The following is a 25,412-nucleotide window of genomic DNA, read 5'->3' as shown; positions in this document are numbered from 1 at the left end:
TGCCTCATCGGGTTGCGGCCCATCCCCCGACCCAACGGTCGAGCCGGTGATACGCCTCTTCGCGAGCCTCTCGCCGGGAGAGGAACACGTCATGCAGCGCGCCGTCGATCCGCTCCACCGTCACTGAGGAGCCGAGCCTGAGTGCGGCTCTCGCGATGTCGTCGACCACGAGCACACTGTCGGCGGAGGTGAGATCGTCCGACCATCGGGTGGGTGGGACCGTTCGAGCCGACAGCAGTACGCAGATCGGGGTGTCGATCGCGAGCCCCGCGGCGACCGCACGATGGCCGGAGAGGATCGCATGGAACCACCCGGCGTGCACCGGCATGGTCTGCGCCGGCCGCCACAGCGGATTGACGACCATCGGATCGTCCGGATCGGCGACTTCCTGCTGCGCCCTGGTGTAGAACCCGAGATCGACCTGGGGCGCGACGTCGAGCGGTCGCAGGCGGGCCTGCAGTTCCACCATCGGGGCGATCGCGACTCTGGCCGGCGCGACCTGGAACTCGAGCCAGGGACTGTTCAGGATGACGGCATCCACCGCCTCTTCGTGCCGCGACGCCCACAGGCTCAGGGTGAGGCCGCCCGTCGAGTGGCCCAGCAGCACGAGCTTGCGGGGTGTGTCGCGACGCCCGATGCCACGACCCATCGCCTCGAGCGCGGCGTCGATGTCTTCGTCGTAGGTGGCGAGATCGGCGATGTAGCCCGGTGTCTGGCCGTCGCGAAGGCTCCGGCCGTACTTGCGCAGGTCGAGGGCGTGGAAGCGGGCTCCGCGGGCAGTCCAGAATCGGGCGAGGCGCTTCTGGAAGAAGTAGTCGGACCAGCCATGCACGTAGAGGACATCCACGTCGTCGAGGGGCCGCCGCTGCCCCTGAAGGCGCTCCCACCAGGTGACCTCTGCGGGCAGCGCCCGGATGAGCGTCGCGACGACCGGCCCCTCGGTGTCGTCGCCGAGGTCCAGCGTCAACTGCTCGAACTCGTCGCCGAGAACGTCCGGGATCCATTCGGCCATGCCGTCAGGCTAGCCGAGCGGTCACTGAGGGGCGGGGCGGCCCGTGGCCAGATGCTCGACGATCTGCGGGGCGATGGCCATCAGGTCGTAGCTCCCGTCACCCTCGTCGTAGGTGGTGAGGCGAATCCAGTCCGCGCCGACGAGAAGATCCAGGAACGGGCGCGAGAACGGCGGCGTGCTCTCGATTCCGGCGAAGGCGACGTCGACGCCGGGGACGTCGACCGGGGTGCGGCCCTCGATGAGATCGAACGCCCACGCACCGGCCGGAAGTCCCGTGATGGTCAGATAGGGATCGGCCTCGTAGGAGCCGGCCGCCGAGCTGTAGTAGCACAGCGGGGCCTCATCGACGACGAGGTAGGTATGGGCGGGCACCCCCCAACCTCCGAAGCTGAATCCCGTCTCCATCTCGGCGCGGACTCCCCACGCCGCCGACAGTTCCGCTGCCGTGAGCAGTCGCTCGCATCCGACTCCGGCGAGCTCGCTGTCCTGGAACTCGATGTCTCGCTGTGAGTCCGCGGCCAGAACAGCGAGTCGCCGCAACGCCGCATCGACGCGCTCGGTGTCGGCTGCGCTGAGCGTCGGACCGGACGCCGAACCGCTCACGAGCACATCGCCCTCCTGGACGATCGCCTGGCAGCCCCCGATGTCGCAGTACGAAAACGGCTCGTACCCCTCCCTCGCGAGTCCATCCAGCGCGAGTTGAGCCCCTGGGATGATGGCGATCTCCCAGATCAGCTGTTCGCCGTCGTCCTGGGAGCACGCCAGACCACCACTGCGGGGGAACATGTACTGCGCGGGTCCCGGATACCAGTTCGGGCCTGACACGGTGGACAGAAGCTCTCGCACCGGAGCATCCACGGCGTCGGTCAGGCCCGCCATCTCGGCCGCCACGTCGGTGCACGTCACGTCGAACGCGATCTCCGGCGCGACGGCCGGCGATGCAGTGGGCGTCGGCGAGGCCGACGGTGAGGCGGAGGGATGCGCGATCGTCGGTTGCGGGATCGGCGTCGCGGCGCACCCGGCGACCAGAAGCGAAGCCGTCATCACAGCGAGAAAGAGCAGGCGCGGTCGCATGCCCTCAGCATAGGATCGCGCGCATCGCCCGCATGCTGCCGGATGCAACGATCCGGCGACGTTCTGCGGCTACTCGCCGCGAGAGACGCGCACCATCTCCTCGCGCGGGACGACCTTCACACGCGCGCGCTCCTGGGGAGCCCCGAGCGCGATCTCGTGCTCGTCGAGGCGGTGCCAGCCTTCGAGATCGGTCCAGCGCACACCGCGCTGCTCGAGGAGCGCGGGGATCGCCGACTCCGACGGATCCTCCGGATGCCACCAGGAGCCCTGATCGTTGATGATGTGGCGAACGGTCTCCATCGCATCCGACTTGGTGTGGCCGATGAGTCCGACGGGGCCCCGTTTGATCCAGCCGGTCGCATAGATGCCGGGGACTCGCTCGTTGGAGTCCTTGGCGAGCACCTGCCCTTCGCGGTTCGGGATCACGCCGTGCTTCTTGTCGAAGGGCACACCGGGCAGCGGCGAGCCGAAGTAGCCGATCGCGCGATACAACGCCTGAATGGGAACCTCGCGCATCTCGCCGGTGCCGATGGCGCCGCCCTGGCCGTCGGGCTCGGTGCGCTCGTACACGAGAGCCGCGACGCGACCCTCGTCGTCCTTGCGCACCTCGACCGGTCGCGCCCAGAAGTGCAGGTGGAGCCGCCGCGAGGCAGTGCCCCCGGCGTTGTTCACCGATTCGCGCTTGCGCCACGACTGCAGGATGCGGTCGATCACCATGACCTGCTTGTTGCTGGCGACCGCGTCCTTGGACGCCTCGTCGTAGTCGAAGTCCTCGTCGTACACGACCATGTCGACGTCGCGCAGCTCGCCGAGTTCGCGCAGCTCCAGCGGGGTGAACTTCACCTGGGCGGGCCCGCGCCGTCCGAACACGTGGACGTCGGTGACACGACTGGCCTTGAGCCCCTCGTACACGTTCGCCGGGACTTCGGTGACGAGGAGATCCTCGGCATGCTTCGCCAGCATCCGGGCAACGTCCAGGGCGACGTTGCCGTTGCCGATGACGGCCACGGACTCCGCATCCAGCGGCCATTCCCTCGGCACGTCAGGGTGTCCGTCGAACCAACTGACGTAGTCGGCCGCGCCGTACGCACCGATCGCGTCGATCCCGGGGATGTTCATGGTGGTGTCGCGGATCGCGCCGGTGGCGAAGATCACGGCGTTGTAGTGGCGCTTGAGGTCTTCGAGAGTGATGTCCTCGCCGAAGCGGACATTGCCGAACAGGCGGATGTCGCCCCGGTCGAGCACATCGCGGAGGGCGTTGATGATGCCCTTGATCCGCGGATGGTCCGGGGCGACGCCGTAGCGCACCAGTCCGTACGGCGCCGGAAGCTGCTCGAACAGATCGATCGAGACGTCGAACTTGCGTTCGGCCTTGAGCAGGATGTCGGCGGCGTAGATGCCTGCCGGTCCCGCCCCGACGATGGCCAGCCTGAGCTTGGTCATGGGATCCTTTCGTCAGCAGCTGCGTCAGCTCGAGCGTTCCGCGAGGGTTTCGGCGAATCGTGTCAGCGCATCGCGCACTGCCCCCCTCGGCAGCGGCTCAAGGGCCGTGACAGCGTCGCCGGTCCAGGTGTGCGCGAGCTCGAGGGTCTTCTGGGTCACGACGTGATCGCGGAGGTCTGCAAGGGCTGCGTCGAGGATCGCGGGGTCGTCGCCCGCGGCGATCCGGGTGACGCCGTCGTCGATGCGCTGCGCCAGCACGCCCGACGCAGCATCGCGCTCCGCCTTCAGAAGCAGGTACGGCATGGTCGGAACCCCTGCGCGCAGGTCGGTGCCCGGCACTTTGCCGGTGTCCTCGGGCTTCGCGGACAGGTCGATCACGTCGTCGAGAAGCTGGAAGGCGACGCCAATCTTCTCGCCGTAGATGCGCATCGGTTCCTCGAGAGCAGTCGGAGCGTTGGAGAAGATGACCCCGGACTGCGTCGCTGCGGCGATGAGAGAGCCCGTCTTGTCGGCGAGCACCTGGATGTAGAACCCGATGGGGTCGTCGTCGGGCTGCGCGCCGATCGTCTCGTGCATCTGGCCGAGCACGAGGCGCTCGAAGGTGTCGGCCTGGAGGCGGATCGCTCGCTCGCCGTGGCGGGCCATGAGCTGGCTGGCGCGCGAGAACAGGATGTCTCCGGTGAGGATCGCGATGCTGTTGCCCCAGACCGCGTGGGCTGCCGGTACACCGCGGCGGCGGTCGGCGCCGTCCATGACGTCGTCGTGATACAGCGAGCCGAGATGCGTCATCTCCAGCGCCGTGGCGACATCGATGACGGCATCCGTGTTGCCGTCGCCCAGCTGTGCCGCCAGCAGTGTCAGCACCGGACGGATGCGCTTGCCGCCCGCTTCGTAGAGGTAGCGGCTCGCAGCGTCCGCCAGGGGATCGGCGACCCTCACCTCGTCGGCGAGGCCTGTCTCGACCCGCTCCAGTCCTTCTTCGATCTCACGAGCCACCCGGCGCGCTGCGGGGCCGACGAACACGCGGTCGCTGAAGCCGAGACGGCTCGCCAGGCGCGAACCCGGGGCGGCGGGGCTCGAAGTCACGACTCCAGCCTACCTGCGTCCGGTGTCACGGTTCGCGCGAGCGCCGTCAAGCGGACGCCGGCGTCTGCGGCTTCGTCGCGCGGTGCAGTGCCACGATCCCGAAGGAGAGGTTCCGGTAGGCGACGTTCGTCCAGCCGGCGTCTCTGATCCATGCCGACAACCGCTTCTGGTCGGGCCAGTCGCGGATCGACTCGTTGAGGTAGTCGTAGGCGTCGCCGTTGGTTCCCGCCACCCTGGCGACGCGCGGCAGGACCTGGTCGTTGTAGAAGCGGTAGGCGCTGCGGAACAGCTTGGCCGGAGGGGTGGAGAACTCGTTGATCACCAGGCGTCCACCCGGCTTGGTGACGCGGAACAACTCGGCCAGTGCCTTCTTCGGCTCGTTGACGTTGCGCAGCGCGTACGACATCGTCACCGCATCGAACTCCGCGTCCGCGAACGGCAGATTCGTGGCATCCGCCTCGACGAAGGAGAGGTTGCGCATGCTCCCGTGCCGCCGCTGCGCTTCGGCCAGCATCCCGGGTGAGAAGTCGGCGGCCACGACAGCGGCGCCGCTCCGAGCGAGCGATGCCGACGACGACGCCGTTCCGGCGCCGAGGTCGAGGATGCGCTCCCCCGGCTTCGGAGCGACGGCGCGCGTGGTCGCTGCCCGCCACAGCGCGTCGTTGCCGAACGTCATCGCGGTGTTCGTGCGGTCGTAGCCCGCGGCGACCTGATCGAACATGCCGCTGACGCGGGCGGGGTCCTTGCCGAGATCGGCGCGGTTCGGCTCGTTCGGGGTCATGAGATGAGTGTAGGCGCAGCTCCCAGACCCAGCCCCTCGAGGCGGTCGAGCCAGAAGTCCGGTACGGCGTCGTCGAACGGCGGATGCTGGGCCCGAACACGGTTCTCGAGGTCGAGCGCGAGCGCCTCGAGATGGGCCATGATATCGGCCGGATAGCCGTAGCGGATGCTGTGTTCCGCCCACTCGTCACGGTCGTCGACCCAGGTGCCACGCTCGCCGTCCACCCTGACCACGTCGAGGTCCATATCGATCCCGGTGGCGAGCAGCGGGTCGTCGGACCAGCGGACGTCCCAGGCGATGTCGATGTAGATGCGCATCGCCTTGGGGTGATCGCGATTCACCGTGAGTGCGTGGTCGCCCGACGGCGGAACCAATGTCACGTTCGACCCGTGTGCGGTGAAGGACGCACTGGGGCGCGCGCTGTGCCATCCCACGGGCTGCCCGAGCCAGTCGCCCCATTCATCGGCGCCGAGGTAGACGCACTGGTGACGCCAGTGCGGCGAGCCGTCCCACTTGCGCCACTGGAACACCATCTCGGACCCCACTGCAGGACGCGTGTCGCTCATCGTCTCAGCCTAGGACGCGCCAGCGACGCGGCGTTGCGTCCGGCATCCGCCTCTCTGCCAGGGGCACGCGAGACACGACTTTCGTCGTGAGACCCCACCTCGCGCGTGAGACATCACAGCTCACGTGGTGTCTCATGCGGCGGCTGGTGTCTCGGGCAGCGTCTGACGGCTCGCGACGAAACCGGTGTGTCACCACGATGTCGCTCGCGAGACGCCACATTTCTCGCGAGACGACAGAGTCGGCACGAGACACCATGCCGCACGTGATGTCTCACGCGAGGATTGGGGTCTCGAGCAGCAACAGAGGTCTCGGGCGGGTGTCTGGCACTGGGCCCGCGCGATCTAGGCTGGAGACGTGAGCATGAGCCTGGTCGTCGAGACCCGCGAGATCGATCCCGTCGACGACCTTCTCGCCTTCGCGGACCCGGACGCGCCTCTCGCCTGGCTGCGTCGAGGCGACGGCGTCGTCGCGGTGGGTGGCCAGACGGTCGCGTCGATCCAGGTGCCGTCAGGGACGGGCGAACCACGCGCATCGACCATCGCGGCCGCCTGGCGACGCGCGACAGCGGATGCCGCCATCGACGATCCTGTCGGGCTTCCCGGGTCGGGGCTGGTGGCCTTCGGCGCCCTCACGTTCGACGAAGAGTCTTCGGCCGAGAGTGTGCTGATCGTCCCCGCCGCCATCATCGGTCGGCACCGGGGCCGCACCTGGCTCACCCGCATCCGCTCGAGCTCATACTCTCCGGACACGACGTTCGAGCCGCGCGAGTACGGGCCGCACTGGGCAGGAACCGTGGGCCCCGGCCGGCAGAGCACCCAGGGGTATCAGGATTCGGTCCGCCAGGCGCTCGCCCGGATCGCCGGCGGCGAGCTGAGCAAGGTCGTCCTCGCCCGAGACCTCAGTGGCAGCATCCCGGCGGCGTCCGACCTCCGCCGGCTGGTGAGAGCCCTCTCGACCGGGTACCCCGACACGTGGACGTTCGCGGTCGACGGTCTCATCGGAGCGAGCCCCGAGACCCTGGTCACGGTGCAGAACCGCACGGTGACCGCCCGGGTGCTCGCCGGCACGATCGGCCGCGGCGCCGATGCGGATGCCGACACGGCCGCCTCGTCGTCGCTCGCCTCGAGCACCAAGGATCTCGACGAGCACCAGTACGCGGTGCAGAGCGTGCTCGCCTCGCTGCGACCGCACACTCGCACACTCGCCGCGAGCGAAGCGCCGTTCCTGCTGAAGCTGCCGAACCTGTTCCATCTCGCCACCGATGTCGAGGGAGAGCTGGCTGACGACGGTTCCGCGCTGGATCTGGTGGGCGCGCTGCATCCGACCGCCGCCGTCGCCGGCACGCCCACTCCCGCGGCCATCGCGGCGATCCGGGAGCTCGAGCCCTTCGACCGCGGGCGCTACGCGGGGCCGGTCGGCTGGGTGGACGCGGCCGGCAACGGCGAGTGGGCGATCGCGCTGCGGTGTGCGCAGTTCGGGACTCCCCCGGCCCGGAGATTCGCCGAGTACACGGATTCGATCCCCGTGACGGCCTATGCCGGCGCCGGCATCGTCGATGGTTCGGACCCTGAGACCGAGCTGCTGGAGACCAGGATCAAGTTCCGCCCGCTGGTCGACGCGCTCGCCTGAGGGCCCTCAGCCGGGATAGTCAGCTGGCGGCGAGGCGCTTCTTCTCGGCCTCGACGTCGAAATCCGCGGCCGGCCACTGCGGGTCGATGTCCTGCAGCGCGGCGAGAAGCAGTTCCTGAACGGCGAGCCGCGCGTACCACTTGTGATCGGCCGGCACCACGAACCACGGCGCCCGCTCCGTGGACGTGCGGTCGAACACGGTCTGATAAGCCGCCATGTAGTCGGGCCAGCGGATCCGCTCGGCTACATCGCCCGGGTTGTACTTCCAGTGCTTGTCCGGTCGCTCGAGCCGTTCCATCAGGCGACTCTTCTGCTCCTCGGGCGAGATGTGCAGCATGACCTTGATGACGTGTGTGCCGGCCTCGGCGACCTTCCGCTCGAATTCGTTGATGGCGTCGTACCTGCGCTCGATTTCCGCCACGGAAGCCAGATCCCGCACGCGGGCGATCAGCACGTCCTCATAGTGCGAGCGGTCGAACACTCCGATGATGCCCGGCGCAGGGAGGCGGCGCTCGATGCGCCACAGGAAGTCGTGCGCTCGCTCCTGCTCAGTGGGCGTCTTGAAGGCGCTGAGCAGGATGCCCTGCGGGTCCACTCCGCCCACGACGTGCCGCACGATTCCACCCTTGCCCGCCGAGTCCATCGCCTGGAGCACGAGCAGCACCGAGTCAGCCGCCTCTCCGGCACGACTCTGCGCGTACAACCGCTCCTGAAGAGCATCGAGCTCGCGGACGCGGACGGCGAGCTCGGCCTTGCCCCGAGCCTTGTCGCCCTCGAATCCCGGCGTACCGCCCGGATCGACGTCGGCGAGGAGGAAGCCGTCGCCCACCCGCAGGATGTCGGAAGGCTGGGCAGTCCACGTGTGCACTGTCATGAGCTCATCCTGCCTATTTCCGGCCCGGCGCGGCACCCCCGCGGCCGGATCCGTCAGCGGGGCAGCGGCACTTCGATGAGCTGGCGGCCCCCGCTGGGGGTGGTCAGCGCCTGATCGAGCGCCGTCCGCGTCGTCACGCGCCGGTACTCCCAGCCGTAGGCGCGGGCGAGCTGCTCGAGCTGCACGGCGTGCGGCGTGTAGAACGCGCGATCGAGATCCGCCCGAGGGGCGGATGCCGCCACCTCGAGACCGTCGAAGATCGTGCCGCCGCCATCGTTGCCGACGATCACCTGCAGGCGCGGCTCCGCCTCGTCGGGCGGCAGCAGGAGGGCCCCGACGTCGTGCAGGAGCGCCAGATCTCCCAGCAGCACCCGGGTGATCCCCGGCGACCCGTCTGCCTGGCTCGCCAGCGCGATCCCCGTCGCCGTCGCGACGGTGCCATCGATCCCGGCGAGTCCCCGGTTGGAATGGACGGGAATCTTCTTTCCGCCCAGCACCGCGTCGGCGACCCGCACGAGCCGTGACGATCCGAACATGAGCCGATCATGCGGCCAGGTCGCCCGCCAAACGGCGTCGGCGAGGAGTTCCCTGTCCAGGGGCCGGCGCACGGCGTCGAGCTCCGCCTTCACGGCATCACGGCGGGCAGCGGGATCCGTCGAGGCGAGGCCGAGGTGATCCGGCGCCCGTTCGCTGAGGTCGACGGCCGCGGCGGCCGATGCTTCCAGCCACGCACCGAGCCATGCGCGATCGGCGGTGCCCTCCGCCACCGCCACGGCCCGCACCGGGCGGGACCGGTGGTTGAGGTTCAGCGCCTCGCCACCGCGGCTCACGGCGATCACGTCGACGTCTGCCCGCGAGAGCAGGCGCGCGACCTCGCGGCTGAGCGTCGGATGCCCGAAGACGACGGCGCGCTCGACACGGCCACCGAGCTCGTCTTGGCGCAGCAGTTCGCGATACCCGTGAACGAGGAGACGTCCGAACCGGGCGCCGCTGACGATCTCGGCGATGAGAGGCCAGGAACCCGCGTGCGCGACCTCCTCGGCCGCCGGGCCCGCGTCGGCACCGGCGATGACGACCGTCCGCGGTCCGCGCTCGAGCAGAAACGGCTGATCCTCGCGCGGACGAGGGGCGGGCCCGGGAGCGACGGCGATGTCGGGGACGGCGCCCGACAGCGGCTCCCGTGCCGGAAGGTTCAGATGCACGGGGCCTGCGACCCCGGCGATCCCGTTCGTCGCCTGCGCCCCCATGGCGGTGGCGACCGCACGGATGCCGAGGCCTGACCACTCGCCGTCCCCGGGCACGGGGGCATCGATCTGCTCTCTCGCCCACGGCGCGAAGAGTCCGTCTTGGCGAGTGGCCTGATTGGCGCCGACCCCGCGCAGCTCGGGCGGCCGATCAGCGGTCAGCAGCAGCAGCGGGATGCCGGAGTGGAAGGCCTCCATCGCGGCGGGAAGCAGGTTGCCGACAGCGGTTCCCGACGTGCAGAGCACCGCGGTCGGCACGCCCTGCTCGCGAGAGATGCCGAGGGCGGTGAAGCCGGCGACTCGCTCGTCGATGCGTACGTGCACCCGAAGCGCCCCTTCACGGGCGAGCTGCATGGCCGCGAGCGCGAGCGCCTGCGAACGCGAACCCGGCGACAGCACGAGATCGCGCACCCCGTTCGCGATGAGCTCCGCGAGCAGAGCCGCAGCGGCATCCGTCGCGGGCGCCGCGGTCACTTGCGCGGTTCCGGCGTCGGACCCTCGTCGGTCTCGTCGTTCAGGCGCGCGAGCTCTTCTTCGAGACGCTGGATGCGGGCATCCTGCTCGGACTTGCTGATGCCCTTGAGGAACATGGGGTCGTCGTCGGGCGCGATGAAACGCATCTGCCCTTTGTCGTTCGCGCGGCGGCGACCGATCGCGAACCACAGCACACCGCCGATGACGGGGAGGATGATGACGATGGCCATCCACGCGGCCTTCGAGACGCCGCGGTGCCGCGTCGCCGGTTGCACAGCGCAGTCGACGATGCTGAACACCCAGAACACAGCGGCCAGAACGCCGCCGATGATCAGTAGTCTCACCACCCCTCCAGTGTAGGTGTGTCAGCAGTGAGCGGGCTGAGCGAGACGGCCGAAGCGGCCGCGACGGGCGCGGCCGCCGACCTTTCAGATGTCGCGAGGCGGGCGGCGGAGCTGCTTGATATCTGTTCGACGCTGCTTGGACGTCAACCGCCGCTCCTTCGAACCGCGGGTCGGCTTCGTCGGGCGCCGCGGCGGCGACGGCGGACGCAGCGCTTCGGCGACCAACGCCGCCAACCGCGCTCGTGCGGCGTCGCGGTTGCGCAACTGCGCACGATGCTCGGAGGCGGTGATCGTGAGCACTCCGTCGACGAGTCGACCGCTCAGCCGCTCGAGCAAGACTTCGCGCTGCATTGCCGAGAGGGCGACGGAGGTCGCGGCATCCCAGACGAGCTCGACGCGCGAGTCCGCGGTGTTCACGCCCTGTCCGCCGGGCCCCGAGGAGCGGGAGAAGCGCCACGTCAGCTCGGATTCGGGGATCGTGACGGTCGCCGTGACCCGGAGTCCTGGGCGATGAGGAGCGGCCATGCCACCATCATCCCCTGTCGATCCGGCGGTCGCGCCCGCAGGTTCTGGTCTGCCGACGATGACCAACAGGTGAATGACGGCAGAGGGCAGCTGAAACCTCGGTGAACATCCGGGGATTGCCGTGGAGCGGCGATCGACGTCCCCCTAGGTTCGGTGTGGGCGGGGCGATCGCCCCCTCCGACCACGCCATTTCAACACTGGGGACGCACATGAAGATCAGCAAGACCACCGGCTGGGCGGCTGCGGGACTGGCCGCCGCATTGATCGCCGCGCCGTTGCCGGCATCCGCCGAGGAGACCACCGACGCGGCCACCGGCACACTCGAGGTCACGCGGTTCGACGACCGCTACGCGGACGGACTGTTCGACACGACCAAGACGGCCCCGAGCGGCGACGTCGACCGGCTGAACACCTCGCATGCCGCTCAGCTCATCGACGTCAACGGCACCCGGCACTACAAGAGCGCCGACGAGGACGGGATCTACCGCTTCACCGACGTCCCGGTGGGCCCTGCCAGGCTTCACCTCGGCTACCCCAACAATCCCCCCGGCGAGGTACTGTTCGACGCGACCGGCGCGACCAGCGCCGCTGACATCACCCGGCTGGCCACGGCCGAGTACTTCGGGCCGCAGGGCGTGCTCGACATCGTGATCGATGAGGACGGCGAGCAGCGCCTGATCGGCATGTCCGCCCTTCGCCTGGTGGCGAACGTGATCTTCTCCGACGGCACTCCCGCCGCGGGCCTCGCCACGGTCGAACTCGGATCCGGCGACGACTGGTACCCCGCCACCGAGTACGACTTCCGCCCGGGCACCTACGAGGCGTTCCAGCCCTCGTCGTACGTCCGCCATCTTCCGGGCGACCTCGGGGTTCGCGTCGCGGCCCCCGCCGGGTACCGCATCGCCGACGTCACGGCCGGCGACGTCAACCCGTTCACCGTGACCGAGCGAGACGGTGCCTACTGGTTCTCGTCGAGCGAGGTGCTGAACTACTTCTGGAACCCGGCCTTCACCGTCACCCTCGAACCGATCCCCGACACGCAGAAGCCGCAGGTCACGCTCGTCTCCCCGACGGCGGCCGGCCCCTTCCAGGCACTGTCGGTGCAGGTCGACGCGACCGACGACACCGGCCTGAAGCGCATCGTCGCCAACATCTACCGCAACGGCAAGCTGGTCAAGAGCACCCAGACCGCCGTCACGGGCACGAGTGGCTCGCACACGGCGACCGTCACGCTGCCCGACGGCGACTACACCGTCAAGTACAACGCCGAGGACGTCACCGGCAAGATCTCGGAGACGCGGACCTTCGCGTTCTCACTCGACGCGACAGCGCCGAAGGCGACGGTGAAGAACGGCAAGCACTTCACCGTCGGCGAGGAAGGCACGTATGACCTCGTCAGCTTCAAGCTGTCGGATGCCGGCAAGATCGACAAGGTCTCGATCAACGGCACGGTGAAGGACCTCTCGAACAACGCCTGGTCCGATGTCAACTTCATCAAGCCAGGCACCTTCGGCGCCGTTGCGGGTGAGAACACGATGGTCGTGCACGACGTCGCCGGCAACACGCAGACGGTCACGTTCACACTGAACTGAGCTCGGCTCGACGCCGTCACGCACACAGAGAGCCGCGATCCCCCCGAGGTGTGGGGATCGCGGCTCTCCTCGCGCACACGCGACGGTGGCGAACATCCGCCGCCTCACGCGGGGGTCGAGGCGTGCCCCCTGGTCTCGGCGGCGAGCCTGCGATACGCGCGACTCGTCAGTGCGATGACGCTCAGGATCACCGTCGCCAGTCCTGTCGCCACGAAGATGATCGCGAGTCCCCGCGCGTCGCCTTCTCCCAGCATCCACGACCATGCTTCAGCCGCCGTGCCTCTGTCGAAAGCGGGCACGGTCACGTACTCGGCGAGAGGTGCCACGAGGAACGCGGCCACCGGCGCGGCCGCCGATTCCAACGCGGTGCTGATGCCGAACACCCGCCCCTGGCGACCATACGGAACCAGGGTCTGGATCGTCGTCTGCTCGGCCGCTTCCACGACCGGCATGAGAGCCATGTATGCCCAGATGCCGACGAGGTAGAGCGGCCACCATTCTCGAAGCGTGAAGATCGCACCGAGGATGCCCATGACGGTGGTCGCCGCCAACATCGTGCGCAGCGGATTCGGGCCGAGACCCACCCGCGCGATCACCAGCCCTCCGACCACCATCCCGGTCGACGCGATCGCGAAGGCGACACCCCACCACTCGACGGGCATCAGTGTCAGCCCGTATGGGTCGATGAGCGTCACATAGACGCCGCTGAAGAGATTGTTCAGTGTGGAGAAGGCGAGGAGCGCCCCCAGTCCCCGGATCGCACGAATCGTGAGGATGCTCTCACCGAGGTCTGCGAAGAAACCCGTCCGCTCATCGCGGGCAGGATCGGGTTCGTCGATCCTCACCGTCCAGACGTGCACGAGTGTCGCGCTCACCGCGACCGTCGCGATGAACAGCGTCGTCTGCATGCCCAGCAGTCCCACGGACAATCCGCTCAGCACGCTCGTCACGATCAGCGCGACGCCCTGCACGGTTCCCACCAGCCCGTTGGCCTTGGCTCTGCCGTGCGGCGGAACCAGGATGGTGACCGTCGTGGAGAGCGCGATGCTTCGCAGCTGCGCGACGACCGCACCACACAGGATGACAGCGGCCAGCAGCCAGAACCAGGGCCCGCCCATGTCGAGGAAGTCCGATGTCGACCGCACTGTGAAAAGGGTCGCCGCCACCGCGAAAGATGCAGCCGTCACGGCCGCGGACAGGAGAAAGACCCGCCGCTTCCGGGTGCGGTCGACGAAGGCACCGAATATGGTGGCGAACCCCGCGACCATCAGCAGATAGGTGCCGCCGATGATCCCGGTCGCCATGACATTCTTCGTCTCGAGATAGACCCAGAAGGTGAACGCGAACCAGAGATAGCCCGCCGACACATTCGCGACCAGGGTGTTCGCGAGCAGGTGCAGGAACGTCCTCATTCCGCCTCGCGGAACTGCATCCGCCGGAGCGGCCGGTGCAGCATCCGCTGCCTGACCGGCCGCTCGCGTGCGCTCCGCATTCACTGCAGGGCTGCCTCAAGGTTGTCGAGCGCCTCCGCCCAGGCGTCATGGATCTCGTCGCCGGGGCCGGCGTCGATGCCGCAGGTGAAGGTCATCCTCGTGCCCCCGTCGTATGCCTCGAGGTCTACGGACACCCGGGGTGTGCTCTCGACATCCGCGTCCGGTGCGCCCCAGGTGCACACCAGACGGCGCGGCTCGTCGAGTTCGAGGTATCGCCCACCGGTGGGGTACTCCTTCCGTGTGGCTTCGTTGACCATCGTGTACGTGTAGCGCCCGCCCACGACCGGCTCGGCGGATACCGACTCGCGCGGGGTCACGACGCCGCCGGGATGCATCCACTGCGACATCACTGCCGGGTCGGTCCAGGCTCGCCACACGCGGTCAGGCGTGGCGGGGAGGGTTCGGACGAGGGTGAACGAGCGGTTGTCGGTCATGATGTTCCTTTCTATCGGTGTGCTGATGGTCGAGATGTGGCTGTGAGGCGAGTCACGGAGTCGTCGAGACGACGGGGGCGGTGACGAGTGCCAGGTCGATGTCCTCGGCCGTGAGATCTGCATTGACGGCTCCGGCCAGAAGCGAGCCGGCACCGAGGGAGACCGAGACGTTGGAGCGAGGGTCGACGACGTTCCCGACGGCCCAGACATGAGCGATGGAGGTTCGTCCCTGCTCGTCGACGACGGTCCATTCCCCGTCGGGTTGAGACACACGAGCTCCGAGACCACGCAGCAGACCGTCGCGAGGACGCAGGCGAGTGGAAGTGAAGACGCAGTCCACGGCGACGCGCCGCCCGGCGACGTCGACTCCTGCAAGCCTGCCGTTCCGTGACACCACGCGCGCGACGCGTCCCGGGTCGATGCGGATGCCGCGAACCTCCAGCGACCGCCGCATCCTCGACGAGGGCTCGCCGACGTCGTTGGGGAAGTACACAACGCGCTCGGACCATTGCCGAACCTGGTGCGCCTGATCGATCCCGCCGGGCCCGGTGGCCACGACGCCGATGATGTCATCCCGGTGCTCCCACCCGTCGCAGTGCGGGCAGACCAGGACACCGCGCCCCCACTGCTCGCGGATGCCGTCGATCTCGGGAAGTCCGTCGCGAAGTCCCGTCGCGATGACGACCCGCCTCGCCGTCACCGCCACCGCTGAGCCGCGCACGTGAACACCTCGCCCGTCGTCGACGAGGGCGAGCGCCGCGACCTGTTCGTCCACGAACACGCCGCCGAAGCGGGTCACCTCCTCGCGCCCTCGCTGCCGCAGCAGTTCCGGCGGTATGCCGTCGTGGCCGAGCACTCCGTGCATGTGCGCCGCGACGGCGTTCCGGGGCTCACCGGCATCGAGCACGATGACGCGGCGCCGGGCGCGAGCAAGCGACAGGGCCGCGCTGAGACCCGCCGGCCCGCCGCCGACGACCGCCACGTCATACGTGTTCGCCGGTGCGTCCGATCGTGGCTGCGGCATCGGCGGTTCCTTCCCGCACGTCAGTTTCTTCAAGAGACTCTGCGAGAGTAGCAGACGGAGTTCCTTCGGGGAACCCCAAACGATAGGATGCTGTCATGCAACGGACTGACTTCGGAGCCATGGCCTGCTCGATCGCGAGAACACTCGAAGTGATCGGGGACAGTTGGTCGCCTCTCGTCCTCCGCGACGTGTACGTCGGGCTCACGCGGTTCGAACAGATTCAGGCCGACCTCGGCATCTCTCGCAAGGTGCTCACCGAAAGGCTCAACCATCTCGTCGCGCACGGCGTGCTCCGCCGGGAGCCCTACGACCAGCGGCCGCGTTTCGAGTACGTGCTGACGCAGAAGGGAACCGAACTCGTCGACCTGCTGATGGTCATGGTGCGGTGGGGCGACACCTGGCTCGCTGGCGAGGCCGGCCCACCGGTGCTCTATCGGCACCACGCCTGCGGAGAGATCAGCGCGGTCGATCTCCGTTGCGCCCACTGCGGGGAACCGATGCATGCGCGGGATGTCGACGTGCTCGCCGGTCCTGGCGCCGCCGTTCGCGAACCGATCACGCACTAGCAGGCCTCATGCAACAACAGCTCCAGGGGCGCCCCGCCGCGGACGTCGGTGAGTTCGTGAGACAAGCGCTCGCACACTATGCGCTGTCGAAGCCCGCGGCCCACTTCGTCGCCGAATCCTTCAACACCGTCTACCGTGTGCGCGCAGCCGAGGGACACTTCGCGTTCCGCGTGAGCCCGGCGCGAGGCATCCACGAGCAGGGCGCCGTCGACGCGGAGGAATACTTCACCGAGCGACTCCATCTGGCGGGAGTGCACGTGCCACGGCTGGTGCGGACCGTCGACGACCGTCTCACTGTGCGCTGTTCCGCCGCAGCTCGATGGATCGGTTCGATGCTCACCTGGCGGCATGGCGTGGAGCCCCGTATGCCTCCCACCTCTCATACAGTGACCGGTCTCGGCGACCTGAGCGCCCGTCTGCATCGAGCCTCGCCACCCTCGGCCCATCGCCGAGTCGGAGCGCTCGACGCCAGGGATCCCCGCCTGTTCGCTGTACCGCACGCCCTGGGGACCGCACCTCCGGCGCACCGCGACGTGCTGCTTCGGACCTCTGAGCGGGTCAGCCGGTGGCTCGAGGAGCTGTGGCGATCGGCAGACGAGCCTCCCCGGCTGCTGCATATGGATCTCACGCCTCGGAACGTCGTCATCGAGGCGGAGGGCTCCATGACGCCCATCGATTTCCAGGACATCGCGTGGGGGCACCGAGTCCAGGACATCGCCAACTCGCTCTATGGCCTCACCCGCGGAGAATTCTCGCCGAGGGTGCTGAACCAGTTTCGCGCGGGGTACGAACGAACAGCCGACTGGCCCCGCGCCGGAGCGCAGGAGCTGCGTCGGCTGTTCGTCGCTCGTCGCATCGCGATGGTGAACCTTTCGCTCTTCCTGCGCCGCGACGGGTGGGAGGCGTATGTCGCGCGGCACTGTGCCGCGCTGTCTCGCGATGACGGTGGGTGAACGGTTCACCGGCCGCGGCACCAGACATCAGGCGCGAAGCGCGAGGCTCGCCACGATCGCCGCCACCCCGACGACGATGTCGAACACCGCGCACGCTTCGGCATACCAGCGCCACACCACCACGTTCGCCCGATGCAGCGCGATATCCCATCCCGCGTGCAGCAGCCAGCCGAATCCGATGAGGACGCCGGCCCACATCGGGTCGACGACCATCGCCAGGACGGCGAGAGCGGCGTATGCGACGGCACCGATGACGTGCAGGTGAAGAAGCCGGCGGTCACGGAACTGTCGTCGGATCAGGCCGATGACGACATACTCGGCCCCGAGGACGACGAGCGCCCAGGCCGGGGTGATGCTCGGATCGAGCATCTTGCCGAAGGTGAGCAGCAGCGCCAGCAGCGTCGGCCAGCGCCGGGCGATCCGCTCGAGGATGAGGCGGATGCGGCCGCTGTCGGCATCTCGGGTGGCGCGGCCGCGCCCTGTACCCAGGTCGCCGGGGAGCAGTGCGACCAGGAGCACGATAGCGGGAATGACGAGCACATGCCCGAGCAGCACCGCCGCCATCCCGGAGAGAGCCCCGGACCAGAACAGCGGCAACGGCAACGCGAAGGCCACGGCGACGGCGATGACGAAACCGATGATGGAGCGAGTGGACCGGTTGCGGGCGAGCATCCACACCGCGGTTCCGATGCAGATGTCGATGGTCATCGCGACCGCCGCCCCAGCCGGGTGGAAGCCCACCGCAGACCAACCGAGCGCGTTCAGTGCTGCGGCGAGGACCGGATCGACGAGGAACATCGACGCTGCCGCCACGGCGAGAAGTTCCAAGGCGCCGAGGACCGTGGACACGGAGGCGCCGCCGCGGCGCGAAGTGGCGGGCTGCGAGTACCTGGGGCTGGAAGAAGTATGTGTGGACATGAGTCCAGCGTCACGTCGGTCGGCGGCGCGACCTACAGGCGGCGTGCACGGATATCCGTGCGATTCGCACGATCGCGACGTGCGCGTGCCGCCCCTAGACTCCGTGAGCATGAGCATCCTCACGGGCGCAGCATCCGACGACCGTCGCATCGAACGGGCGCGCCTGCTCATCCTCGCCTGGCTCTCCAGCACCGTCATCACCGGTCTGCTCATGCCGGCGGTGGGGCTCTTCCGAGAACCGCGGCCACTCTGGGTCGCGCTGGGTTCTGTCGGCATCGTGTGCTTCGCGACCGCTCAGGCGGGTCTGTTCCATGCGGTGGTGATGAGATCCGCTCGCGGAGTACCGCGCCGCTGGGCGGTCGCATTCACTGCGGCGAGCGCACTGTCGATCGTGCTCGTCGGCCCGGCGGCGGCCGGCACCTGGCAGTCCTGGGCATGGATCGGCGCCGCGATCGTCGGGAGCCTTCCGGTGGTGCTGCGCGTGGCCTGGTCGGTGGTCGGCGCCTTGGCCGTCTGCGTCTGCGGCGCGATCATCGCTGCCGTCGTAAACGGTGATGTCGCACACATGCTCGCCGTCGTCGTGTTCGTCGGCGCGGGCATCGCGCTGATCAACATGAGCGCGCTCTGGCTGTGGAACCTCATCGCGGATGCGCACGCCGGTCGCGAGGCGGTCGCCGCCCTCGCGGTCAGCGAGGAGAGACTGCGTTTCGCGCGAGAGGTTCACGACATCCTGGGCCACTCGCTGTCGGTGATCGCACTCAAGGCCGAACTCCTCGATCGCCGCTCTGCGGATTCGCCTGAGCGAGCGAAGGAGCCGGCCGAGATCCGCGCGCTCGCCTCGTCTGCACTCGAGGAGATGCGCATGGCGGTGGCCGGATATCGCCACGTGCCACTCGCGGAAGAGATCGACGCTCTGCGACGTGTGCTGGAGGCATCGGGAGTCGATTGCACGGTCCGGATCGACGCGGATCCCACCACCGCTCCCGCGGCATTCGGTCCGATCGCTCGGGAAGCGGTGACGAACGTCCTCCGGCACAGTCGAGCCTCCTGGTGCGAAATCGCCGTACGCGGCGACGAGGACGGCATCGAACTGATGGTGCGTAACGACGGTGTCACCGATCAACCGCTCGGGCACGATCCGTCAAGCGGCGGTATCGACGGCATCCGGGATCGACTGCGAGACATCGGCGGCACCGTCTCGATCGACGCGTCCGGTGATGTGTTCGAACTGCGCGCGTACAGCGGGAGCCGAGCATGATCCGAGTGCTGCTCGCCGATGACGAGGAGATGATCCGGACCGCGCTCGGTCATCTTCTCGAACTCGAGCCCGACATCCAGATCGTCGCCCATGTCGGAGACGGACGAGCGGCCATCGAGGCGGCACGCCTGCACCGGCCCGACGTCGCGGTGCTCGACCTCGAGATGCCTCGGCTCGACGGCATCCAGACGGCGGCCGAACTGGCCCGTGCACTGCCGGACTGCGCCTGCATCATCCTCACCGGACGCGGTCGGCCCGTTCACATGAGTGCCGCCCTGGCGGCCGGAGCACAGGCCTTCGTCGTCAAGGGAGCGCGCGCTTCGACCCTGGCGGACGTGATCAGGCGCGTCCACGAAGGCGGCCGTTACGTCGACCCCGTGCTGGCCGCCGATGCGCTCACGATCCCGTCGTCGCCGCTCACTCAGCGCGAAAGCGATGTGCTCCAGCTCGCGTCAGACGGCCTCGACACGGCGGCGATCGCCTCGCGACTGCACCTCGCGCGCGGAACTGTCCGCAATCTCCTCATCGGGATTCGAGTGAAGCTCGACGCCGCGACATCTCTCGACGCTGCCCGCATCGCACGGGACGCCGGGTGGATCCGTTGACGCGACGGCGGGAGTCGAACCCGCAACGCCGTCAGATATGAGCTGAGGCCCGGGACCGCCCGGATCGCCGCGATGGCATCGACGCTACCGTGCCAAGGTGCCGATGGCCAGAGCTCTGCCCCCGGCGTTGCGCTATGCGTCATCGAATGACGGAGAGTTTCGGCGCGCCGGCGGAAGAGGCGCGCTCAACGCCCGCAGCGCGCGCTCGAGGGCCTCGCGCAACTCCGCGCGCTGCGGCTCGGGGAAGTCGGTCGCGTACTCCACGCCCGCAGGGATCCACAGCATCCCGTACAGGGCCTCGCGCCAGTCCGATCCACCGATCGGCCACCGCGTCGCCGTCGCCCCTTCGGCCGTCGCCCCCTGGGCCCAGTTGCCGAAATAGCCCTCCATCTCGGAGATCGCAAGCTGCATCACGACGTCGGCCTCGATCTTCTTCGGCGACCACGATGTGGCGATCAGCACCCGCTCGGCGATCTCTTCTTCGCTGATCTCGCGCGGGGTGAACAGCACACCCGTGTGCTCGAGCGCGGCGATCCGGTCGACGCGGAGGGTGCGCCAGTCATCCCGGCCGAGATCCCAGCACAACAGGTACCAGCGGCGATCGGCCGGCGCGAGGGCGTGCGGCTCGACACGCCTGATGCTCTCGACCCCCGCGCCGTCGGTGTATCGCAGACGCACCCGCTCATGGTCGCGAGAAGCCAGGGCCAGTTCTCCGAGTACCACCGGCGAGACGGCTGCGCCTTCTCCGAAGCGAGGCGGCTGCACAGACGCCGCAAGCGCGTTCACGCGCCGTCGCAGCGCCGACGGCAGCACCTGCTCGAGCTTCGCCAGCGCGGTGAGGGTGACTTCGGGTCCGCCCACGAGCTGTTGGGTCGCTGCCACGCGAAGACCGATGGCCATCGTCACCGCCTCATCATCGGTGAGAAGCAGCGGCGGCACCGCACTGCCGGCCTCCAGACGATAGCCTCCGGCGGCGCCCGAGGTCGACTCGACGCGATAGCCGAGGTCTCGGAGCCGATCGACGTCTCGCCGCACGGTCCGCTCGGTGACGCCGAGACGGTTCGCGAGTTCAGTGCCCGGCCAGTGGCGATGTGTCTGCAGCAGGTTCAGCAGCGCCAGGGCCCGAGAGGTGGTGTCCGACATGACCTCAGATTGCCAGACATCGAGGACAGGATCTGTCCTGGTTGGTTCCTACTCTCGATCCATGCCGAACCAACCCATCATCGAAACCGAAGGCCTGACGAAGGTCTTCACCGTCAAGAAGACGCCGGTGCACGCCGTCACCGATCTCTCCTTCACCGCGGCGCGCGGCGAGCTCGTCGCTTTCCTCGGGCCCAACGGCGCCGGTAAGTCCACGAGTCTGAGGATGCTGACGACGCTCATCCCGCCCACCTCCGGGACGGCGAGAGTCGTCGGACGCGACATCCGAACGGATGCCGCCGGCGTCCGCTCCCGCATCGGTTACGTCGGTCAGCTCACCAGCGGCAGCTTCTCGCAACGGGTGCGCGACGAGCTGCTCAGCCAGGGCGCGTTCTACGGGATGTCCAAACGCGACAGTGGTCGCCGGGCCGACGAGCTCATCGAGTCCCTCGACCTCGGCAGCTTCGCGAAGCGCTCCGTGCAGCAGCTGAGCGGCGGCCAGAAGCGCAGACTCGACATCGCTCTCGGTCTCATGCACGCGCCTCCGCTGATCTTCCTGGACGAGCCCTCCACCGGGCTCGATCCGCAGAGCAGGGCGAACCTCTGGGATCACATCCTCTCCCTGCGCACGCAGCACGGCACGACGGTCTTCCTCAGCACCCACTACCTCGACGAGGCCGACCGCTACGCGGAACGGGTGATGGTGATGGACAAGGGACGCATCATCGCCGACGACGATGCCGCCGCACTCAAGGCGACGCTGGCGGGCGACGTGCTCACCTTCGGCTTCGCGGATGCCGCGGACGCGACACGCGCGGAGGCCACCGTCGCCCGGCTGAGCGACGCCGAGGTCACTGTCGACGGCGCATCGCTCTCGCTCGCGGTGCCCGAGGGCGACCGGCTGCTTCCCGTCGTGATCCGAGAGCTGGATGCCGCCGGCATCCTCGTCCGCAGTGCGACGGGAGTGCCGCCCACGCTCGATGACGTCTTCCTCGCGCTCACCGGGCGCACCCTGCGCGAGGCCGGCGAGGGCGCAGCCGAACCCGAATCCGAATCACCGGCGGTGGCGGATGCACCGACCGCAGAGAAGACCGGAGCACTCCGATGACCGTCAATGAAACCCTCGTCAGGCCCAACCTCGCCCGCGACACGCGCAACGTGCTGACGCGGGAGCTCAGGCCGGTGATGCGAGATCCGTTCACGCTGATCTTCAGCCTGTTGCAGCCGCTGGTCTTCCTCGGGCTGTTCGCGCCCCTGCTCGTGGGGGGATCGGGGCAGCCGGCGGGCGAGACACTGGCGTGGTTCGTTCCCGGGGTGCTGGTGATGATCGTGCTGTTCGGAACAGGTGCCACCGGATCCAACCTGCAGTACGAGATGATGACGGGCTCGCACGAGCGGACGCTCGTCGCGCCGCTCGCGCGCTCATCTCTCCTCACCGGTCGCGCCCTCAAGGAGATCGCGCCGATCGTCATCCAGGCCCTGGTCATCGTCCTCATCGCCTGGCCGTTCGGGTTTGCCGCGCACATCGGCGGACTCCTGATCGGCCTCACGCTGCTGGCGGTGTTCGGCGTCGGACTCGGCTCACTCTCGTACGCGCTGGCCCTGGCGACCAAAGACCGCGAGTGGTTGTTCTGGGGCGTGCAGCAGGCGCTCATCTTCCCGCTGCTGATCCTGTCGGGCATGCTCCTGCCGCTCGACGACGGCCCGGACTGGATGCGGGCGGTGGCGTCGGTGAATCCGGTGAACTGGGTGGTGCAGGCCGAACGCGCCCTGTTCGCCGGCGACCTGGGAGACTCTGCCGTGCTGTGGGGGTGGGTGTCGGCCGTGGCCGTCGCCGTCGTGGGCCTCGTGGTGGGCGTGCGCGGCATCCGCCGCAGCAGCTGACACCGCTCCTGAGTGCGCCGCCGGAGTTCCGGATTCCGGACGGGGCGGCGCACTTCCGGCGTGTCGGGCCTGTTTCGGTGGGGGCACGCCGGTGCCGTCACGGATCGTCCGGGATTCGGAACGTCCGCGCACGACCGGACCCGTTCAGCGCCGGATGGAGTCGTGGAACGGATTCGGCTCGAGCGTGTAGTCGGTTGACGCGTCGGCCCAGGTGTCCTCCCCCGCCGACCGTCCCCGCCGCCGTCGCAGCGTGGCGATGACCTTCGTGGCCGGAACCCCGAGGGCCAGCGCGGCCGCTCCCGAAAGGCTCCGGTCCTCGCGTCCGAGCACGCTGGCCCGGTGCCACGCCTCGTGCATCGCGCCGCCTCGTGCCGGCGGCACCCGCCTGGCGGGCAGAGATCCGGCGCGGCGCAGCGCGACGAGCCGCTCGACACGCTCCCACCACGTCGACTCTGCGCCGGGGTGGAAGTAGTTGTCGCGCAGCCAGTCCGGGTGCGGATGCCGGAACCGGCCGGCGACGACCTCGCTCCGCCCGCCGAGCAGACCGCTGCCGACGAACACGGTGTTCAGCAGGGATTTGCTGACGCCGAAGGAATCGAGCGCGATCACCGGGATTCCCTGCGCGACCGCCTCGATCGCCGCCGTCGAGCTCACGGTCACCAGGCCCGCGGCCGTCTGCAGCGCGGCGGCCATCGATTCGTACGAGAACACGAGATTGTCGGGATGCCGGCTCGGCAGCAGGTCCGCATACGCGTCGCGCTCGAGGTGGGTCTCCGATTCGCCGGGCCGCGACCGCAGCTTCACCACCACGCGGCGATCCGGGTTCGCTTCCGCCGCCCGCACCAGCGTCGCGGCGATCTCGGCGCGCTCCTGTCGACCGACCGGCACGAGAGCCTGAGCCGCGAACACCAGATCCGTCCGCGGCGAGCTCACGGCAAGCTCCGACCCGGTCCGCGGGCGCTCGGCGACGGCGGTCCGCCCGCCCATGACACGCTTCTGCTCCACGACATGGTCCGGCGACAGCATCCGCCGCTGTTCGGTGCGTCGCGAGGCGCCCTTCGGCACGGCGAACGGGAGGGTGGCCAGAGCCGTCGGCACCTCGACCCCGATGCGGCGTCCGAGTTCTGCGAACGCCCGCTGCTCGCGATGCGAATGGAGCACGAGCAGGTCGGTGTGTCTGCGATACTCCAGCGCCCCGCGCTGCGCCGGGATCGCCATTCCGGGAAGGCCAGAGACGGTGACCGGGCGGTGGGTCAGGGAGTCGATGACCTTGCCCATCAGCCGCACGAACGGACCGCGACCGGCCAGCAGCACCACGTCAGGCCGCTGCGCCTCGAGCCAGGCAGCGGTCTCGCCGAACCTGACGCGCGAGACGGCGCCGGCATCCAGACCCGCGCCCGCGAGCGCCGTGCGCTCCTGCTCGGCGCTCGCACTCAGCGGGGTTCGCACGAGCAGCAGATGCGAACGGATGCCGGGCACGGCCCCGAGGAGCGACGCCGCCCACTTCACGAACGAGTCCGCGTCGGCGATCGCGACGACGCGCAGGCCGGATGCGCTGGTCATGCCGGAACGCGACGCAGCTTCGCCATCGGGGCCCGCTCACTCTCGAAGACGCGCTTCACGCCGTCACCCAGAGCCTTCTCGATCACCCGGATGTCGCGCACGAGGTGCTCGAGACCGGTCGGCTCGAGAGACGCGGCGTGATCGGAGCCCCACATCGTGCGGTCGAGCGTGATGTGGCGCTCGACGGCGACGGCGCCGATGGCGACGGCAGCCAGGGAGATCTGCAGGCCGCGCTCGTGGCCGGAGTAGCCGACGGGCACACCGGGGTAGCGGTCGCGGAGCGTCGCGATCGCTCGCAGGTTCGCCTCTTCGGGCTCGAGAGGGTAGGTCGACGTGGCGTGCATCAAGACCACCCGGTCGGTGCCGAGGGTGTCGAGCGCACGGTCGATCTGCTCGATCGTCGACATGCCCGTGGAAAGGATGACCGGCTTGCCGGTCTCGCGCAGCGCGACCAGCAGTTCGGTGTCGGTCAGGCTGGCCGAGGCCACCTTGTGTGCGACCACGTTGAGGTCCTCGAGGAACTGCACGCTCGGCACGTCCCACGGCGAGGCGAACCAGTCGAGGCCCTGCATGGTGGCGTGGTCGCCGATGGCGATGTACTCGTCACGGCCGAACTCGACGCGACGGCGGTATTCGAGGTAGCTCATCGTGCCCCACGGCGTCTCGCGCGGGACGTCGCGCATGTGCTCCGGTGTGGAGATCTCGGGCGTGCGCTTCTGGAACTTCACCGCGTCCGCACCGCTCTTGGCGGCGACGTCGATGAGGCGCTTGGCGATCTCCACGTCGCCGTTGTGGTTCAGACCGATCTCCGCGATGACGTATGCGGGTCGGCCTCCTCCGATCACTCGCGAGCCGATGCTGACAGTCATGGTTCCTCCGGTCGTCGGGAGCTGTTCGAATCCCCTCAGTCCTGGCTACGCGCCGATTGT

General features: G+C 68.8%; 25 protein-coding genes. 8 read left to right on the top strand and 17 right to left on the bottom strand.

Annotation, left to right across the window (positions count from 1 at the left end; genetic code table 11):
* Positions 1–4: 4 nt before the first annotated feature.
* The 6 genes from RIN18_RS05275 to RIN18_RS05250 form a co-directional block, all read right to left on the bottom strand.
* Positions 5–1,012 (bottom strand): alpha/beta hydrolase, encoded by a 1,008-nt coding sequence (locus RIN18_RS05275; RefSeq protein WP_309102901.1) that lies wholly within the window; start codon positions 1,010–1,012, stop codon positions 5–7.
* 21 nt (positions 1,013–1,033) lie between these two features.
* Entirely contained in the window at positions 1,034–2,086 is a 1,053-nt protein-coding gene (locus RIN18_RS05270; protein ID WP_309102900.1) for a hypothetical protein, read from the bottom strand.
* Positions 2,087–2,155: 69 nt separating this feature from the next.
* Positions 2,156–3,529 (bottom strand): FAD-dependent oxidoreductase, encoded by a 1,374-nt coding sequence (locus RIN18_RS05265; protein ID WP_309102899.1) that lies wholly within the window; start codon positions 3,527–3,529, stop codon positions 2,156–2,158.
* A 24-nt stretch (positions 3,530–3,553) separates the two neighbouring features.
* On the bottom strand, positions 3,554–4,615 hold the full coding sequence (locus RIN18_RS05260; protein ID WP_309102898.1) for a polyprenyl synthetase family protein: 1,062 nt from the start codon (positions 4,613–4,615) through the stop codon (positions 3,554–3,556).
* A gap of 46 nt (positions 4,616–4,661) precedes the next feature.
* Entirely contained in the window at positions 4,662–5,396 is a 735-nt protein-coding gene (locus RIN18_RS05255; RefSeq protein ID WP_309102897.1) for a class I SAM-dependent methyltransferase, read from the bottom strand.
* Positions 5,393–5,962, bottom strand: a complete 570-nt coding sequence (locus RIN18_RS05250; protein WP_309102896.1) for a hypothetical protein — start codon at positions 5,960–5,962, stop codon at positions 5,393–5,395. Before RIN18_RS05250 ends, RIN18_RS05255 begins: the two co-directional genes overlap by 4 nt.
* Before the next feature lie 361 nt (positions 5,963–6,323).
* Here RIN18_RS05250 and RIN18_RS05245 point away from each other — a divergent pair, with 361 nt between their 5' ends.
* On the top strand, positions 6,324–7,592 hold the full coding sequence (locus tag RIN18_RS05245; protein ID WP_309102916.1) for an isochorismate synthase: 1,269 nt from the start codon (positions 6,324–6,326) through the stop codon (positions 7,590–7,592).
* A 19-nt stretch (positions 7,593–7,611) separates the two neighbouring features.
* Here the strand turns inward: RIN18_RS05245 and RIN18_RS05240 are convergent, their stop codons facing one another.
* From RIN18_RS05240 to arfB, 4 genes are all read right to left on the bottom strand, one after another.
* Positions 7,612–8,466 carry a PPK2 family polyphosphate kinase gene (locus tag RIN18_RS05240; RefSeq protein ID WP_309102895.1) on the bottom strand — a complete coding sequence of 285 codons (855 nt, stop codon included), beginning with the start codon at positions 8,464–8,466 and terminating at the stop codon, positions 7,612–7,614.
* Between the two features lie 53 nt (positions 8,467–8,519).
* Complete coding sequence (gene menD / locus RIN18_RS05235) at positions 8,520–10,184, bottom strand: 2-succinyl-5-enolpyruvyl-6-hydroxy-3-cyclohexene-1-carboxylic-acid synthase (protein ID WP_309102894.1); 1,665 nt, start codon at positions 10,182–10,184, stop codon at positions 8,520–8,522.
* Positions 10,181–10,531, bottom strand: coding sequence for a PLD nuclease N-terminal domain-containing protein (locus RIN18_RS05230; protein WP_309102893.1), 351 nt, complete (start codon positions 10,529–10,531; stop codon positions 10,181–10,183). The genes menD and RIN18_RS05230 overlap by 4 nt, the downstream gene beginning before the upstream one ends.
* 81 nt (positions 10,532–10,612) lie before the next feature.
* Complete coding sequence (gene arfB, locus RIN18_RS05225; protein ID WP_309102892.1) at positions 10,613–11,053, bottom strand: alternative ribosome rescue aminoacyl-tRNA hydrolase ArfB; 441 nt, start codon at positions 11,051–11,053, stop codon at positions 10,613–10,615.
* Between the two features lie 209 nt (positions 11,054–11,262).
* On the opposite strand from arfB, the gene RIN18_RS05220 reads away from it, so the two are divergent.
* The gene (locus tag RIN18_RS05220; RefSeq protein WP_309102891.1) at positions 11,263–12,645 is read left to right on the top strand and encodes a hypothetical protein; all 1,383 of its coding nucleotides are present in this window, start codon (positions 11,263–11,265) and stop codon (positions 12,643–12,645) included.
* A 104-nt stretch (positions 12,646–12,749) separates the two neighbouring features.
* On the opposite strand, the gene RIN18_RS05215 is transcribed toward RIN18_RS05220, so the two are convergent.
* The 3 genes from RIN18_RS05215 to RIN18_RS05205 form a co-directional block, all read right to left on the bottom strand.
* A complete protein-coding gene (locus RIN18_RS05215; RefSeq protein ID WP_309102890.1) occupies positions 12,750–14,057 on the bottom strand; it encodes an MFS transporter in 1,308 nt (435 codons plus the stop codon).
* Between the two features lie 80 nt (positions 14,058–14,137).
* On the bottom strand, positions 14,138–14,572 hold the full coding sequence (locus tag RIN18_RS05210; RefSeq protein WP_309102889.1) for an SRPBCC domain-containing protein: 435 nt from the start codon (positions 14,570–14,572) through the stop codon (positions 14,138–14,140).
* Positions 14,573–14,624: 52 nt separating this feature from the next.
* A complete protein-coding gene (locus RIN18_RS05205) occupies positions 14,625–15,596 on the bottom strand; it encodes an NAD(P)/FAD-dependent oxidoreductase (protein ID WP_309102888.1) in 972 nt (323 codons plus the stop codon).
* Between the two features lie 95 nt (positions 15,597–15,691).
* Between RIN18_RS05205 and RIN18_RS05200 the strand changes: the two genes are divergently transcribed.
* Positions 15,692–16,162 (top strand): helix-turn-helix domain-containing protein, encoded by a 471-nt coding sequence (locus RIN18_RS05200; protein WP_309102887.1) that lies wholly within the window; start codon positions 15,692–15,694, stop codon positions 16,160–16,162.
* A gap of 8 nt (positions 16,163–16,170) precedes the next feature.
* Entirely contained in the window at positions 16,171–17,115 is a 945-nt protein-coding gene (locus RIN18_RS05195) for a phosphotransferase (protein ID WP_309102886.1), read from the top strand.
* A gap of 27 nt (positions 17,116–17,142) precedes the next feature.
* Here the strand turns inward: RIN18_RS05195 and RIN18_RS05190 are convergent, their stop codons facing one another.
* On the bottom strand, positions 17,143–18,033 hold the full coding sequence (locus RIN18_RS05190) for a hypothetical protein (protein ID WP_309102885.1): 891 nt from the start codon (positions 18,031–18,033) through the stop codon (positions 17,143–17,145).
* 109 nt (positions 18,034–18,142) lie between these two features.
* Between RIN18_RS05190 and RIN18_RS05185 the strand changes: the two genes are divergently transcribed.
* Positions 18,143–19,291, top strand: coding sequence for a histidine kinase (locus RIN18_RS05185; RefSeq protein WP_309102884.1), 1,149 nt, complete (start codon positions 18,143–18,145; stop codon positions 19,289–19,291).
* Positions 19,288–19,896 (top strand): response regulator transcription factor, encoded by a 609-nt coding sequence (locus tag RIN18_RS05180; protein ID WP_309102883.1) that lies wholly within the window; start codon positions 19,288–19,290, stop codon positions 19,894–19,896. Before RIN18_RS05185 ends, RIN18_RS05180 begins: the two co-directional genes overlap by 4 nt.
* Positions 19,897–20,028: 132 nt before the next feature.
* On the opposite strand, the gene RIN18_RS05175 is transcribed toward RIN18_RS05180, so the two are convergent.
* Positions 20,029–21,039 carry a WYL domain-containing protein gene (locus tag RIN18_RS05175; protein WP_309102882.1) on the bottom strand — a complete coding sequence of 337 codons (1,011 nt, stop codon included), beginning with the start codon at positions 21,037–21,039 and terminating at the stop codon, positions 20,029–20,031.
* A gap of 61 nt (positions 21,040–21,100) precedes the next feature.
* Here RIN18_RS05175 and RIN18_RS05170 point away from each other — a divergent pair, with 61 nt between their 5' ends.
* Entirely contained in the window at positions 21,101–22,144 is a 1,044-nt protein-coding gene (locus RIN18_RS05170; protein ID WP_309102881.1) for an ATP-binding cassette domain-containing protein, read from the top strand.
* The gene (locus RIN18_RS05165; RefSeq protein ID WP_309102880.1) at positions 22,141–22,920 is read left to right on the top strand and encodes an ABC transporter permease; all 780 of its coding nucleotides are present in this window, start codon (positions 22,141–22,143) and stop codon (positions 22,918–22,920) included. Before RIN18_RS05170 ends, RIN18_RS05165 begins: the two co-directional genes overlap by 4 nt.
* A 144-nt stretch (positions 22,921–23,064) precedes the next feature.
* On the opposite strand, the gene RIN18_RS05160 is transcribed toward RIN18_RS05165, so the two are convergent.
* Positions 23,065–24,483: a DUF6716 putative glycosyltransferase gene (locus RIN18_RS05160; protein ID WP_309102879.1), complete on the bottom strand. Its 1,419-nt coding sequence runs from the start codon at positions 24,481–24,483 to the stop codon at positions 23,065–23,067.
* On the bottom strand, positions 24,480–25,352 hold the full coding sequence (locus RIN18_RS05155; protein ID WP_309102878.1) for an N-acetylneuraminate synthase family protein: 873 nt from the start codon (positions 25,350–25,352) through the stop codon (positions 24,480–24,482). The genes RIN18_RS05160 and RIN18_RS05155 overlap by 4 nt, the downstream gene beginning before the upstream one ends.
* Positions 25,353–25,412 lie beyond the last annotated feature (60 nt).

This window comes from Microbacterium sp. (assembly GCF_031179285.1).
Classification (GTDB): domain Bacteria; phylum Actinomycetota; class Actinomycetes; order Actinomycetales; family Microbacteriaceae; genus Microbacterium.
Note: the sequence above shows the minus strand (reverse complement) of the source record. Positions and strands in the feature narration are given on the sequence as shown.

Excerpts from the sequence above, each read along its gene's own strand:
- RIN18_RS05205 (WP_309102888.1), bottom strand. The coding sequence starts at position 15,596 with ATGCCGCAGCCACGATCGGACGCACCGGCGAACACGTATGACGTGGCG.
- RIN18_RS05250 (WP_309102896.1), bottom strand. The coding sequence starts at position 5,962 with ATGAGCGACACGCGTCCTGCAGTGGGGTCCGAGATGGTGTTCCAGTGG.
- RIN18_RS05190 (WP_309102885.1), bottom strand. The coding sequence starts at position 18,033 with ATGTCCACACATACTTCTTCCAGCCCCAGGTACTCGCAGCCCGCCACT.
- RIN18_RS05270 (WP_309102900.1), bottom strand. The coding sequence starts at position 2,086 with ATGCGACCGCGCCTGCTCTTTCTCGCTGTGATGACGGCTTCGCTTCTG.
- RIN18_RS05160 (WP_309102879.1), bottom strand. The coding sequence starts at position 24,483 with ATGACCAGCGCATCCGGCCTGCGCGTCGTCGCGATCGCCGACGCGGAC.
- RIN18_RS05275 (WP_309102901.1), bottom strand. The coding sequence starts at position 1,012 with ATGGCCGAATGGATCCCGGACGTTCTCGGCGACGAGTTCGAGCAGTTG.
- RIN18_RS05240 (WP_309102895.1), bottom strand. The coding sequence starts at position 8,466 with ATGACAGTGCACACGTGGACTGCCCAGCCTTCCGACATCCTGCGGGTG.
- RIN18_RS05170 (WP_309102881.1), top strand. The coding sequence starts at position 21,101 with ATGCCGAACCAACCCATCATCGAAACCGAAGGCCTGACGAAGGTCTTC.
- RIN18_RS05165 (WP_309102880.1), top strand. The coding sequence starts at position 22,141 with ATGACCGTCAATGAAACCCTCGTCAGGCCCAACCTCGCCCGCGACACG.
- RIN18_RS05175 (WP_309102882.1), bottom strand. The coding sequence starts at position 21,039 with ATGTCGGACACCACCTCTCGGGCCCTGGCGCTGCTGAACCTGCTGCAG.
- RIN18_RS05215 (WP_309102890.1), bottom strand. The coding sequence starts at position 14,057 with ATGAGGACGTTCCTGCACCTGCTCGCGAACACCCTGGTCGCGAATGTG.
- RIN18_RS05195 (WP_309102886.1), top strand. The coding sequence starts at position 16,171 with ATGCAACAACAGCTCCAGGGGCGCCCCGCCGCGGACGTCGGTGAGTTC.
- RIN18_RS05265 (WP_309102899.1), bottom strand. The coding sequence starts at position 3,529 with ATGACCAAGCTCAGGCTGGCCATCGTCGGGGCGGGACCGGCAGGCATC.
- RIN18_RS05220 (WP_309102891.1), top strand. The coding sequence starts at position 11,263 with ATGAAGATCAGCAAGACCACCGGCTGGGCGGCTGCGGGACTGGCCGCC.
- RIN18_RS05200 (WP_309102887.1), top strand. The coding sequence starts at position 15,692 with ATGCAACGGACTGACTTCGGAGCCATGGCCTGCTCGATCGCGAGAACA.
- RIN18_RS05180 (WP_309102883.1), top strand. The coding sequence starts at position 19,288 with ATGATCCGAGTGCTGCTCGCCGATGACGAGGAGATGATCCGGACCGCG.
- RIN18_RS05245 (WP_309102916.1), top strand. The coding sequence starts at position 6,324 with ATGAGCCTGGTCGTCGAGACCCGCGAGATCGATCCCGTCGACGACCTT.
- RIN18_RS05255 (WP_309102897.1), bottom strand. The coding sequence starts at position 5,396 with ATGACCCCGAACGAGCCGAACCGCGCCGATCTCGGCAAGGACCCCGCC.
- RIN18_RS05210 (WP_309102889.1), bottom strand. The coding sequence starts at position 14,572 with ATGACCGACAACCGCTCGTTCACCCTCGTCCGAACCCTCCCCGCCACG.
- RIN18_RS05185 (WP_309102884.1), top strand. The coding sequence starts at position 18,143 with ATGAGCATCCTCACGGGCGCAGCATCCGACGACCGTCGCATCGAACGG.
- RIN18_RS05155 (WP_309102878.1), bottom strand. The coding sequence starts at position 25,352 with ATGACTGTCAGCATCGGCTCGCGAGTGATCGGAGGAGGCCGACCCGCA.
- arfB (WP_309102892.1), bottom strand. The coding sequence starts at position 11,053 with ATGGCCGCTCCTCATCGCCCAGGACTCCGGGTCACGGCGACCGTCACG.